This is a genomic window from Altererythrobacter sp. GH1-8, assembly GCF_043702085.1.
In the GTDB taxonomy this organism is placed as follows: domain Bacteria; phylum Pseudomonadota; class Alphaproteobacteria; order Sphingomonadales; family Sphingomonadaceae; genus Erythrobacter.
On sequence record NZ_CP171690.1, the window covers coordinates 839,806 to 852,026 of the forward strand.

At 59.6% G+C, this 12,221-nt stretch carries 11 protein-coding genes; 8 read left to right on the forward strand and 3 right to left on the reverse strand.

What is annotated here, in order from left to right:
- Nucleotides 1–12: 12 nt before the first annotated feature.
- A complete protein-coding gene (gene gyrB / locus ACG9DO_RS04105) occupies nt 13–2,544 on the reverse strand; it encodes a DNA topoisomerase (ATP-hydrolyzing) subunit B (protein ID WP_394730456.1) in 2,532 nt (843 codons plus the stop codon).
- Between the two features lie 129 nt (nt 2,545–2,673).
- On the opposite strand from gyrB, the gene ACG9DO_RS04110 reads away from it, so the two are divergent.
- The 5 genes from ACG9DO_RS04110 to ACG9DO_RS04130 all read left to right on the forward strand — a co-directional run bounded on the left by ACG9DO_RS04110 (nt 2,674) and on the right by ACG9DO_RS04130 (nt 8,784).
- Nucleotides 2,674–4,215 carry a class I adenylate-forming enzyme family protein gene (locus ACG9DO_RS04110; protein WP_394730457.1) on the forward strand — a complete coding sequence of 514 codons (1,542 nt, stop codon included), beginning with the start codon at nt 2,674–2,676 and terminating at the stop codon, nt 4,213–4,215.
- A gap of 440 nt (nt 4,216–4,655) precedes the next feature.
- Nucleotides 4,656–6,242: a glutamine-hydrolyzing GMP synthase gene (guaA, locus tag ACG9DO_RS04115; RefSeq protein ID WP_394730458.1), complete on the forward strand. Its 1,587-nt coding sequence runs from the start codon at nt 4,656–4,658 to the stop codon at nt 6,240–6,242.
- Between the two features lie 9 nt (nt 6,243–6,251).
- Nucleotides 6,252–6,950, forward strand: coding sequence for an endonuclease III domain-containing protein (gene nth, locus ACG9DO_RS04120; protein WP_394730459.1), 699 nt, complete (start codon nt 6,252–6,254; stop codon nt 6,948–6,950).
- A 102-nt stretch (nt 6,951–7,052) separates the two neighbouring features.
- Nucleotides 7,053–8,027 (forward strand): NAD(P)H-dependent flavin oxidoreductase, encoded by a 975-nt coding sequence (locus ACG9DO_RS04125; RefSeq protein ID WP_394730460.1) that lies wholly within the window; start codon nt 7,053–7,055, stop codon nt 8,025–8,027.
- 178 nt (nt 8,028–8,205) lie between these two features.
- Nucleotides 8,206–8,784 carry a hypothetical protein gene (locus ACG9DO_RS04130; RefSeq protein WP_394730461.1) on the forward strand — a complete coding sequence of 193 codons (579 nt, stop codon included), beginning with the start codon at nt 8,206–8,208 and terminating at the stop codon, nt 8,782–8,784.
- Nucleotides 8,785–8,840: 56 nt separating this feature from the next.
- On the opposite strand, the gene ACG9DO_RS04135 is transcribed toward ACG9DO_RS04130, so the two are convergent.
- A complete protein-coding gene (locus ACG9DO_RS04135) occupies nt 8,841–9,272 on the reverse strand; it encodes a hypothetical protein (protein ID WP_394730462.1) in 432 nt (143 codons plus the stop codon).
- Nucleotides 9,273–9,358: 86 nt separating this feature from the next.
- Entirely contained in the window at nt 9,359–9,619 is a 261-nt protein-coding gene (locus tag ACG9DO_RS04140; protein ID WP_394730463.1) for a zinc-finger domain-containing protein, read from the reverse strand.
- Between the two features lie 87 nt (nt 9,620–9,706).
- Here ACG9DO_RS04140 and ACG9DO_RS04145 point away from each other — a divergent pair, with 87 nt between their 5' ends.
- The 3 genes from ACG9DO_RS04145 (at nt 9,707) to ACG9DO_RS04155 (ending at nt 12,142) form a co-directional block, all read left to right on the forward strand.
- Nucleotides 9,707–10,642 (forward strand): ABC transporter ATP-binding protein, encoded by a 936-nt coding sequence (locus tag ACG9DO_RS04145; RefSeq protein WP_394730464.1) that lies wholly within the window; start codon nt 9,707–9,709, stop codon nt 10,640–10,642.
- Nucleotides 10,643–10,726: 84 nt separating this feature from the next.
- Nucleotides 10,727–11,584, forward strand: a complete 858-nt coding sequence (locus ACG9DO_RS04150) for a GyrI-like domain-containing protein (protein WP_394730465.1) — start codon at nt 10,727–10,729, stop codon at nt 11,582–11,584.
- A 3-nt stretch (nt 11,585–11,587) separates the two neighbouring features.
- Nucleotides 11,588–12,142: a DUF6265 family protein gene (locus tag ACG9DO_RS04155; protein WP_394730466.1), complete on the forward strand. Its 555-nt coding sequence runs from the start codon at nt 11,588–11,590 to the stop codon at nt 12,140–12,142.
- The last annotated feature ends 79 nt before the right edge of the window (nt 12,143–12,221 follow it).

Below are 12,221 nucleotides of genomic sequence, written 5' to 3' on the forward strand. Positions count from 1 at the left end.
ATGGCCGCGCGATCAAACGTCCAGGTTTGCGACATTCAAGGCATTGTCCTGGATGAATTCGCGCCGAGGCTCCACCACATCGCCCATCAGGCGGGTGAAGATCTCGTCCGTCACGTCCGCATCTTCCACCTTGACCTGCAGGAGCACCCGGTTGTCAGGATCGAGCGTGGTTTCCCACAACTGTTCCGCATTCATTTCGCCCAGGCCCTTGTAGCGCGCGATCGAGAGACCCTTGCGACCCGCCGCCAGCACTGCATCGAGCAGCTGGGTGGGGCGCGTTATGCTGCCATCGCCTGCAGCCAATGGGGCATCGTCACCTTCGACATCCTCGTCTGGCACCGTATCCGGCTCCGCCTCGGAGCCCTTGACCAGCCGGGCGGGCCGAACGTAAGCCTCGGCCTGCTGGCCCGCGAGGCCATGCAGCTTGTGCGCTTCTGTACTAACAAGAAAGCGCGGCTCAATGACATGCGCATCAGTGACGCCGCGCCACAAGCGCTTGAAGATGACGCCTCCCTCCTCGTTCATCTCAGCGGTCCATTTGGCCTCAGGGTCGCCCATTTGCAGACGTTGGGCAGCCAGCACCAGGGCCTGCTTTCGCGTCGCGCGCTCAAGCGAAGGATCAAGTGCCCCGGAAAGTGCCATCTGCTCGATCACCGCCGTATCGTAACGGCGCGGGACAAACCCCAGCAGATTGCGCAGCCGCAAGGCATGATCCACCAGTGCGCGCAGATCTTCACCGCTGCGCGCGCCCTCGCTGGTTTCGAGAATGCGTCCGCTCAGCCCTGCATCGACCAGATAGCGGTCCAGCGCCCCCTGGTCCTTGAGGTACACTTCGCTGCGGCCCTTGGCGACCTTGTAAAGCGGCGGCTGGGCGATGAAGAGGTGCCCTGCCTTGACGATTTCAGGCATCTGGCGATGGAAGAAAGTCAGCAGCAGCGTTCGGATATGCGCGCCATCGACATCGGCGTCCGTCATGATCACGATCTTGTGATAGCGCAGCTTGTTCAGGTCGAATTCGTCGCGGATGCCTGTGCCCATCGCCTGGATCAGCGTGCCGACTTCCTTTGACGAAATAATCCGGTCGAACCGCGCACGCTCGACATTGAGGATCTTGCCCTTCAGGGGCAGGATCGCCTGTATCTTGCGGTCGCGCCCCTGCTTGGCGGAGCCGCCTGCCGAATCGCCTTCGACCAGGAACAGTTCAGCCTTGGATGCATCGCGTTCCTGACAGTCGGCAAGTTTACCTGGCAGCGAGGCAACGCTCATGGCGCCCTTGCGGCTCATCTCGCGCGCGCGCCGAGCCGCTTCGCGGGCGGCGGCGGCATCGATGATCTTCTGGATAATCTGCTTGGCATCGCCCGGATTTTCCTCAAGCCATTCCGTCATCTTCTCGCCCATCAGGCTTTCGAGCGGCTGGCGGACTTCGGAGCTGACCAGCTTGTCCTTGGTCTGGCTGGAGAACTTGGGATCGGGCAGTTTTACGCTGACAATCGCGGTCAGGCCTTCGCGCATGTCCTCGCCCGTCAGCGAGACCTTCTCTTTCTTGAGGAGGCCGGCCGCAGCCGCGTAATTGTTGAGCGTGCGGGTCAGCGCGGCGCGGAAGGCAGCGAGGTGTGTCCCGCCATCGCGCTGCGGGATATTGTTGGTGAAGGTCAGGACGTTTTCGTAATAGCTGTCGTTCCATTGCAGCGCGACATCAATCCCGATCCCGTCCTTGTCAGCGGATACGGCAATCGGCTCAGCCACCAGGGGCTGTTTGTTCCGGTCAAGATATTTGACGAAGGCGGCAATCCCGCCCTCGTAGAAAAGATCATGCTCGAGCGGGTCCTCGTGGCGCTTGTCGCGCAGCTTGATGCGGACGCCTGAATTGAGGAAGGCAAGCTCGCGATAGCGGTGCTCCAGCTTTTCGAAATCGAAGTCGGTGACGTTCTTGAAGGTCTCGTGGCTCGCCTGGAAAGTGACGCGTGTGCCCTTCTTCAGGCCATTCTCATCGCCATTGCTGTCAACCGGCGGCGCGTCGCCTCTGATTTCCAGACTGTTGACGGCGTCGCCATGCTCGAAGCGCATCCAATGCTCTTTACCATCGCGCCAGATAACAAGTTCAAGCCATTCAGAAAGCGCGTTCACCACCGAGACGCCAACGCCGTGGAGGCCGCCGGACACTTTATAGGCATTGTCATCGCTGGTGTTTTCGAACTTCCCCCCTGCGTGCAGCTGAGTCATGATGACCTCCGCTGCAGAAACGCCTTCTCCCTTGTGCATGTCGACCGGAATGCCGCGGCCATTGTCTTCGACCGAGACCGAGCCGTCGGGGTTCAATTCGATCAGGACCAGGTCGCAATGCCCGGCCAGCGCTTCATCGATCGCGTTGTCGGACACTTCGAACACCATGTGGTGCAGGCCGGAGCCATCATCGGTGTCGCCGATATACATGCCGGGGCGTTTGCGTACGGCATCAAGGCCTTTGAGAACCTTGATGGAATCTGCGCCATATTCGCCCTTCTTGGGGGCGTTTCCACTGGTTTCGGGAGTCTGTTCGCTCATAGCGATCATATAGGCTCTGAGGTGCCAAATCCCAAGCTTTGTGGCCGCTTTGGACCATGTTTTCCACGAACGTCAGACGTGTGCTCTTGAGGGCTTGCCGCGCGGGGACTTCGCCCTAGAGTGCAGCGCATGGAAAACGGCGAAATTCTGCTTTCGGTAAAGAGCGAGTTTGGCAGCTATTGCAGAGTGTTGGCTCACTGGGCGGAGCTTAAGCCCGGAAAGATCGCGTTGCGCGATGATGAGGGTGAGATCACTTGGGCGGAGCTCAATGATTGCGTTGAACGGATCGCGGCGCAGTTGCAGCATTCCGGCCTCGAACGCGGCCAATCGGTTGCGATTCTGGGTACAAGCTGCATTGCCTACGCGCTGGCTTTCCTGGGTGCGGTTCGGGCTGGAGGGGTGGCCGCACCGCTGACCACCAGCGCCAGCCGGGATCAGCTTGAAGGCATGGCACGCGATTCTGGCGCTCGCCACTTGTTCATCGATGCGGCCAAGCGGGCAGAACTCGGCGATGATTTCCTGCCCGAACTCGAACACATCGCGTTCGAAGATGTGGGGCAATGGATGGCGGCGGAAGGCACATGTGCGCTGTCATTCGAACCGGCCAAGGGCGATCCGTTCAACATCATCTATTCCAGTGGAACCACGGGTGTGCCCAAGGGCATCGTGCATTCACACCTCATGCGCTGGCGGCAATTTGCAAGCACTGCGGCAAGCTATCTCGAGGCGGGGCTGGAGGTCCGCAGCCTTGCTTCAACGCCGCTTTATTCCAACACGACGATGGTTGCGTTCCTGCCGGTGCTGCTGGCCGGGGGTGCGGTCACCATCATGGGCAAGTTCGATTGCGCACGCTGGCTCGAGCAAGCCGAGCGTCACGCGATCACAACGACCATGCTGGTGCCCGTCCAGTATCAGCGGCTGATGGATCATCCCGGCTTTGACGATCATGACCTCTCCTCACTGAGGATCAAATACTGCACGTCCGCGCCTTTTGCCGCTGAGCTCAAGGCCGAGGTGCTCCGCCGGATGCCAGGCGCGCTGATCGAGATCTACTCGATGACAGAAGGGGGTGTCGTTTGTCTGCTGGCGTGCCATGAATTTACGGACAAGTTGCACACGGTTGGGCGGCCAGCGCCTGGCAGCGAGCTCAAGGTGCTGGACGACGAGGATCGCGAAGTACCGCCGGGCACTCCGGGCAATCTCGTTGGCCGCTCGCAAACCATGATGAGCGGATACCAGAACCAGCCGGACAAAACCCGTGAGGGTTACTGGAAAGATCCCGACACGGGCGAAGTCTGGCAACGGATGGGCGATATTGGACGGGTCGATCAGGACGGCTTTCTCGAGCTGGTTGGCCGCGCCAAGGACATGATTATCTCCGGCGGCTTCAATATCTACCCGGTCGATCTGGAGAATGAGCTTCTCAAGGAAGATGGCGTCAAGGAGGCGGCCGTTATTGGTGTGCCTTCAAGGCGCTGGGGCGAGACACCGGTGGGTTTTGTCACCTTGAATGCGGGCAGTGATGCGGATGCTGTGATGGCGGCAGTGAATGCCCGGCTTGGCAAGACCCAGCGCCTTTCCGCCCTTCACGCCATTTCAGAAATGCCGCGCAGCCATATCGGCAAGCTGCTCAAGAGCGAACTGCGCGCGCGGGCTGACAAGTCTACCTGAAATCGGGCCAGAATTCGAACGAGAACAAGACGCGGCCATCCACTGCGGAGGGGGGGACATGCGGGATGACCGCGTCTTATTCGATGCCTCGCTCGCGGGCGCGGACGGGAGGGGGAGTCCGCAGCAAATAAGGCGCGAAGGGTAAGACCTCAAAGCGTTTCGCTTGCGCGGCGGACCCTTCTTGTAGCCAGAGATCGAGGGGGAGAGGGGCCTGATCTCTTGCCGACGGTGGCGAAATAGTGATCGGTTTCGCTCCATTCAAATGCGATTACCGGGAGCATATTTGCGCTTTTTGCAACATTGGTGCTGGATGCCGGGGGACCTGAGGAAGGCCTGCTCGGCTTGAGCAGGTGCCAGCTGGTATAAAAAGCGCCGCAATTGCGTAAAGCCCCGCCCCGCCTGCTGGACACGGGCGAACAGCCTCGCCAAAGGAGTGCGTCATGGACGACCCTTACCTTCCCGATTCCCGGCCCGATTCCATCCTCATCGTCGATTTTGGCAGCCAGGTCACGCAGCTCATCGCGCGGCGAGTGCGCGAAGCCGGTGTCTATTCGGAAATCGCGCCTTTCAGTCTTGCAGAGGAAGCCTTCCACCGACTGAAGCCGAAGGGCATCATTCTGTCCGGTTCGCCCGCCAGCGTACCAGACGAAGGATCGCCGCGCGCGCCGGACATTCTGTTCGAGGCGGGCGTCCCGATCCTCGGCATCTGTTACGGCCAGCAAGTCATGTCGCACCAGCTTGGCGGGGAAGTGCGCCCGGGCCATGAAACCGGCGAAGGCGGCGAATTCGGCCGCGCTTACCTCACGGTCACGAAATCCTGCGCGCTGTTCGATGGCCTTTGGAAGGAAGGCGAGCGGCATCAGGTCTGGATGAGCCACGGCGATAAGGTCACTCAGTTTGCACCGGGTTTCGAGATTGTCGCGATCAGCGACGGTGCGCCGTTCGCCGTGATTGCGGACGAGGAACGCAAATTCTACGGTACGCAGTTCCACCCAGAGGTCGTCCACACTCCGGATGGCGGCAAGCTGCTCGCCAATTTCGTTCTGCATGTCTGCGGCCTCAAAGGCGACTGGACAATGGCGGCCTATCGCGAGACAAAGATCCGTGAAATCCGCGAGCAGGTCGGCGACGGAAAGGTCATTTGCGGCCTTTCAGGCGGTGTCGACAGTTCAGTTGCGGCTATCCTGATCCACGAAGCGATCGGCGATCAGCTCACGTGTGTGTTCGTCGATCACGGCCTGCTGCGTCTCAATGAACGCGAACAGGTCGAGACCATGTTCCGCGACCACTACAATATCCCGTTGGTCGTAGTGGACGCAGAGCAGATGTTCATGGAAGGTCTCGCCGGCGTCACCGACCCCGAAGCCAAGCGCAAGTTCATCGGCAAGACCTTCATCGACGTCTTCGAAGCGGAAGCGAAGAAGGTTGGCGGCGCGGATTTCCTCGCGCAAGGCACGCTCTATCCCGATGTGATTGAAAGCGTCAGCTTTACCGGTGGGCCATCGGTGACGATCAAGAGCCATCACAATGTCGGCGGGCTGCCAGAACGCATGAACATGGAGCTGGTTGAGCCTTTACGCGAACTGTTCAAGGACGAAGTGCGCGAGCTGGGCCGCGAGCTTGGCCTGCCCGACATGTTCGTCGGACGCCATCCGTTCCCCGGACCTGGCCTTGCGATCCGCATTCCCGGCGAAGTCACGAAGGAACGCTGCGACATCCTGCGCAAGGCGGATGCAATCTATTTGGACGAGATCCGCAAGGCTGGATTGTATGACGCGATCTGGCAGGCCTTCGCCGTGCTCCTGCCGGTCCGGACCGTGGGCGTAATGGGCGACTATCGCACCTACGACAGCGTCTGCGGCCTTCGCGCGGTGACAAGCACCGACGGGATGACCGCTGACGTCTATCCTTTCGATGCGCATTTTCTCACCGGCTGCGCAACGCGCATTGTCAACGAAGTGCAAGGGATCAACCGCGTGGTTTACGACTACACCTCGAAGCCGCCGGGAACGATCGAGTGGGAGTGAACGCCAGACGTGCAACTTCCGCTCGGCACAGATCCGCGCTCGGATGTTCTGCGCCGCTTGCAGACCGACCTGATCGCAGCCTTCGGGCGCATCATTCGTCCGCCTGACAAGCGCCGTAGTCCCGAATGGGTGCTGGTTCATGGCGTGATCGGTGCACAGACCAAGACCGCGGCATCGAATGCGTCGACCGATGGCTTGCTGGAAAAATACGGGTCGTGGGAGGCGGTGGCGAAGGTCCCTGTCGAACAGCTTGAAGCTCTGCTCCAGCGACAGACATTCCCGCGCGTCGCTGCGCAGCGGCTAAGCGACTGCCTCAACGCCATCATTGCAGCGCGTGGACGCGTCGACCTGCGGCAGCTGTCGAATCTCGAAACAGCTGATGCCATTGCGTGGCTGGAGACGCTACCGGGTGTCGCGCGCAAGAATGCAGCAGGTGTGATGAATGCAAGCACCTTCAACCGCAAGGCCATTGTGATCGACGGCCATCATCGGCGGATCATGCAGCGCATGGGAGTCGTGCCGGCCACGGCAGACACGGCGAAGACCTATGACACGCTGATGCCGATCCTGCCGCAGGAATGGTCGGCTGAGGACATGGATGAACACCATTTGCTCCTGAAGAAGCTTGGGCAGACTCACTGTCGTCCACGCAGGCCTGACTGCGCGCAATGTCCGGCGCGCGCGGATTGCAGGACAGCGAAGGGTTAAGCTTACGCTACGGCTTTGCGGGTGCTCCAAGACCATGCTTGCAACGATCGGCAATCTCGGCTTGTCTTGTACGTAAACACGCGACCAATGGGAGAAATATCCATGAAAACCGCCATCACTGAAATGTTCGGAATCCAGCACCCCATCATCCAGGGAGGCATGCATTATGTCGGCTTTGCGGAAATGGCTTCGGCGGTGTCTAACGCAGGCGGCCTCGGCATCATTACAGGTCTGACGCAAGGCACGCCGGAAAAGCTCGCGAACGAGATCGCGCGCTGCAGGGACATGACAGACAAGCCCTTCGGCGTGAACCTCACCTTTCTGCCGACTGTGAATGCGCCCGATTATCCCGGCCTGGTGAAAGTGATCATTGAAGGCGGAGTGAAGGTCGTCGAAACTGCGGGCAATAACCCGCAGCAAGTTCTTCCTTACTTCAAGGACGCTGGGATCAAGGTAATCCACAAATGCACCAGCGTGCGCCATGCGCTCAAAGCGCAGTCGATCGGCTGTGACGCGGTTAGTGTCGACGGGTTCGAATGCGGCGGGCATCCCGGCGAGGATGACATTCCGAACATGATCCTGCTGCCGCGCGCGGCTGACGAGCTGGAGATTCCATTTGTGTCCTCTGGCGGGATGGCCGACGGGCGCTCACTCGTTGCAAGCCTTGCGATGGGCGCTGAGGGCATGAATATGGGGACGCGCTTCATCGCCACCAAGGAGGCGCCAGTGCATGAAAACGTGAAGAAAGCGATCGTTGCGGCGAGCGAGCTTGACACCCGGCTGGTCATGCGTCCCTTACGGAACACGGAGAGGGTCATGACCAATGACGCGGTTGAGGAATTGCTGCGGATCGAGAAGCAAAAGGGCGATGCCCTCAAGTTCGAGGATATCATCGAACAGGTCGCAGGCGTCTATCCGCGGATCATGATGGAAGGCGATATGGATGCGGGCGCGTGGAGCTGCGGCATGGTGGCAGGCCTTATCAATGATATCCCGACCTGCCAGGAGCTTATCGACCGGATCATGAGGCAGGCGGAGGACATCCTCGAGCGGATGAATGCCATGGCACGCGCCTGAATTCGTTCAGCAATTCGTTAACGAAAATTGGTTCCCGGCTAGGTAGTGATCCGAATTAATGCGGCTTACTACCTGATCTATATCCGATGAGACGGGAGGAGTTCCCGTTTCTAGATCTGGCACCTCTAGACCATGCAACTCTCAGGCGTGCAGAATTGTGCGCAGGACGGGGGAAGCCATGCTCGAATTGCTGGCAGCTAGCGGAAACTACATCGCCATTCTGGTCCTGTGTGCTTCGTGCTGGGTCGCCGGCCGATCGGTTGGCAATTCTGCTCAATCGGAGGGATCATCGCAAGGCTGGACTACAAAGCCGCTGTTCGATGCAGGAGAATACGCCCTGTTGCACGCTGTCCGCGGCGCTCCGGATGGTACATCGCGGGAGCCCGCCCGAGACATTTCAGAAGTTCAAGCGCAAACGGTTGATTGCGACGCTCGCAGGTTGAGCACTGCAGAACATATTCATGACCTCATCCTGCATGGGGATCTTTCGCAGGACGGCGTGATCGAATCGCTCGTGGCAATGGCTGAAGATCAGATCAGACACGATGCAGCCGCGCATAGTGACTGGAAACTGCCTGACGCATCGCAGAAAGTGGCCAGCCCCTTTGACAGCCCCTGTCCCGAAGCGCGTATACTTACGCGAAGCGGAATGGTCCGCGAACCGCTTCCAGCTGACCTGGCTGACCCTCTTACGACCGAAGTGCTCTCGCGCTATCGGATGTACGCGCAGGAATGTAACCTCAAGCCGGCCGAGTAAGCAGCAGAAAACCTCCACGTTTTTCCCACTGCTCAAGGCCGACCTGCAAGCGCAAATCAGCCCTCAGCCGCCTCTTTTTCCTCTTCGTCAACACGGGTGTAAGGTACGAAGTCAGTGAGGAAAACATTACCGGCATAGAAACCGGACGAGCGATCGACTTTCGTGACAATGTCTAGCCTGCAAAGCTGCGAACCATAGCGCCGCGTGACGAGGACATCATCATCGTCAATGTCGTCAGGATTGCGCGTGACGTTGACGTAGATCGTCTTGCCGCGACCGTAGACGAGCGCGGTGCCGTCAATAATCCTGAGATTGCGGCCTGGCCCAAAATCGCTGATACAGCTGGTCGGCTCACCTGCTTCGCGTCCCTCCAGCAATTCCGCGAGCTCTTCCTCGCCGCTTTTCTTTTCCTTAGCTATCGCAGCCGGCGCACTCAAGGCAGCGCAAGCGGCAATTGCAGCGGCGGTCCAATGCAAACGGTGTTTCATTGCGAGTCTCCTAGGTTGAGATACCCAGTATATTCAACACGCCTGAACACGGCCTGACGACGGTTGCCGTCTCCCTTGAACGGAGGTCAGCGAAATCCGGGATCCGCCCCTTCAGAAATGTCGGGAAGGCTTGCCTGATCCACGCCATCGGCAGGCCCGCCCTTGAGGACAAAGCGGCGGTCGCAATAGCCACAATCGACATAGCCATGCTCGTCGATCTCGAGAAAGATGCGCGGATGGCCGAGCGCGGATGGCCGATAGTTTCTGCCGCTGCGGATGTCGCTCGCGCCGTCGCAGCTGACGCGGCGCGTTTCAACATGGATGACTTCTGGCGGGGCAATGCTCATGCAATGAGGCGATAATCGGGTCGAGCGAGATTCGCAACGGCTTAGCACCCCTTTGCAGACAGGGAAGAAAGGCCTAGTGCGCGGGCCATGAACATACCGTCCGCCATTTCGATCCGCGACCTCAGAAAGACTTATGCCGGGGTTAAGGGCGAGCCAGGTAAGGAAGCCTTGAAAGGCGTCAGTTTCGATGTCCCGCAAGGCCAGATTTTCGGCTTGCTGGGCCCCAATGGTGCTGGCAAGTCGACGCTCATCAACATTCTCGCAGGGCTTGTTGTCAAGACGGGCGGCAGTGCGGAAATCTGGGGCTTCGACATTGACGAACACCGCCGAAACGCCTCGCGTTCGATAGGGATCGTCCCGCAGGAAATCGTCTTTGATCCCTTCTTCACGCCCTATGAAGTGCTGGAAAACCAGGCAGGTTTTTACGGTATCGCAAAGCAATTGCGCCGCAGCGAAGACTTGCTGGCCGCAGTTCGCCTGTCCGACAAGCGCGATGCCTATGCGCGTACTCTTTCTGGCGGGATGAAGCGGCGGCTGCTGGTCGCTAAGGCGATGGTCCACTCGCCGCCGATCCTGGTGCTGGACGAGCCAACGGCGGGCGTCGATGTCGAACTGCGCCGCCAGCTATGGGAGCTCGTCAAGCGATTGAATGATGACGGCGTAACAGTAGTCCTGACGACGCACTATCTCGAAGAGGCTGAACAGCTTTGCGACCGTATAGCGATCATCAATCATGGTGAGTGCATCGCCAACAAGCCGACCAGAGAACTGATCGAAATGGCGCGCGAGAAAATCGTTTCCGTCACGCTGGACAAGGATCTCGCAACCCCGCCGCGGCATGACGCCTTTGCCAAGGTTGAACAGACTGCCGCGCGCTCGGTCGAGGTCACCTATGACAAGGACAGACTAACAGCAGGACAGGTCCTCGCGATCCTGCAGGATCAGGGCCTCGTGGTCCAGGACGTGACGACGCGCGAGGCCGATCTGGAAGATGTATTCGTCCAACTGACCGGGTCAGGTTGAGGGCGTCGCGAAATAGCAAGATCGGGAACGCGCGGCGCGACTGGTCTCGCTAAAGTTTGAGCATCGAAAGGGAGGGTCATGCTCATGACTGTCGCAGCGAATTATACCCAGCGGATCGGACACGCTCTCAGCGCTATCGAAGCCGGGGCACAATCGGGTGACTGGCCTGACCTCAGCGCATGGGCGGAGGCAGCAGCGATGTCCGAGTTCCATTTCCATCGCACCTATCGCTTGCTGACAGGTGAGACTCCGCAGCACACGCTCACGCGGGCGCGGATCGGCAGTAGCCTGCCTGAGCTTATGGGGCCGCAAGGGATCATGGGCGCAACAGGGGCAAGCGCTTATGGATCGAGCCAGTCTTATGCTCGCGCGCTGAAAGCGCTCACCGGTGCGACGCCTTCGCAGCTCCGGGTAGATAGCGCGTTGTTTGACGAAGTTGCACGCCAAGTGATGCAGGCGAGCGATGCTGGCGGCGTGATTGCGATCGAGATCACGCAGCTCAATCCGCTCAAGCTGGTCGCGGCAGAAGCCGTGGGCGACTACAAAGATCTCAACCATGGCTTTCATCACCTGTTCGATCTGGTCATGGCGCAGATCGCGCCCGAGGATATAACCGGGCTCTACGGCGTGCCGTATGATGATCCGCGCGATGTCCCGGCACAGGCGTGCCGGTTCGATTGTGCGGTCTCCACCGCTGCTTCCGTCGAACCGCGCGGTGATCTGAAAGCGCTCGGCATCGATGGCGGTCATGCGCTGCGTCTGCGGCACAAGGGCGATTATGACTTCGTGCACAACGCGCTCGACGATCTCTATCGGCTTGCGATCGTGCTTGACCTTGAGCTGGCCGAGGTCAACCCTCTGCATTTCTATCACTCGGACCCGGAAGAGGTGGCCGAGGAGGACCTGATCGCTGACGTGCACCTGATGCTGAAGGAGAGCTGAGCCATGCGCTTTAAGGCAACTATTTCGCTTGCTTGTCTCGCTCTTGGCATGGCGCTTGCGCCGGTCGCAGCTTTTGCTCAGGACGAACCGGTTGAAGCAGCAGTGCAGCAGGAGCGGCCTGCGGCAACGCTTGCCGACATGGTCTGGCTGGAAGGAAGCTGGGCGGGCAAGGGCATTGGCGGCCATCCGGCGGGCGAGACCTTTACCTATGCTGGCGACAAGCAGATGGTGGGCCATTTCTGGCAGCTCGACGAGACAGGCGGGATCGGTTTCTACGAGCTTATCACCGTGGTGCCAGATGGTGAGAGCCTGACCATGCGCTTGAAGCATTTCACCGCTGATCTGACCGGCTGGGAAGCAAAGGAAAGCGAAGCTGCGCTCGAATTTCCCTTGCTGGAACGCAGCGAGGCAATGTGGAAATTCGGCCCTGTCACTTTTACGCAGTTAGGGCCGGACCGTTTGAACGTCTCTGTGAAGGTACGGCGGGACGATGGTTCGCTCAGCAGCCTTGAATTCGACTATGACCGGGTATCGTCGGGCGAGTCGCCGTTGGGGTGACCAAAGGAAGGGCGGGGCGGGTCCCACATGTGTCCCTCCTCATTGTCTTCGAAGTGGATCTTGCGGGGGCGGATATGTG

Bases quoted from the DNA above. Each gene is read 5' to 3' on its own strand.
- ACG9DO_RS04130 (WP_394730461.1), top strand. From the start codon at position 8,206: ATGCTCGAATTGCTGGCAGCTAGCGGAAACTACATCGCCATTCTGGTC.
- ACG9DO_RS04125 (WP_394730460.1), top strand. From the start codon at position 7,053: ATGAAAACCGCCATCACTGAAATGTTCGGAATCCAGCACCCCATCATC.
- ACG9DO_RS04135 (WP_394730462.1), bottom strand. From the start codon at position 9,272: ATGAAACACCGTTTGCATTGGACCGCCGCTGCAATTGCCGCTTGCGCT.
- ACG9DO_RS04140 (WP_394730463.1), bottom strand. From the start codon at position 9,619: ATGAGCATTGCCCCGCCAGAAGTCATCCATGTTGAAACGCGCCGCGTC.
- gyrB (WP_394730456.1), bottom strand. From the start codon at position 2,544: ATGAGCGAACAGACTCCCGAAACCAGTGGAAACGCCCCCAAGAAGGGC.
- ACG9DO_RS04110 (WP_394730457.1), top strand. From the start codon at position 2,674: ATGGAAAACGGCGAAATTCTGCTTTCGGTAAAGAGCGAGTTTGGCAGC.
- ACG9DO_RS04155 (WP_394730466.1), top strand. From the start codon at position 11,588: ATGCGCTTTAAGGCAACTATTTCGCTTGCTTGTCTCGCTCTTGGCATG.
- ACG9DO_RS04150 (WP_394730465.1), top strand. From the start codon at position 10,727: ATGACTGTCGCAGCGAATTATACCCAGCGGATCGGACACGCTCTCAGC.
- guaA (WP_394730458.1), top strand. From the start codon at position 4,656: ATGGACGACCCTTACCTTCCCGATTCCCGGCCCGATTCCATCCTCATC.
- ACG9DO_RS04145 (WP_394730464.1), top strand. From the start codon at position 9,707: ATGAACATACCGTCCGCCATTTCGATCCGCGACCTCAGAAAGACTTAT.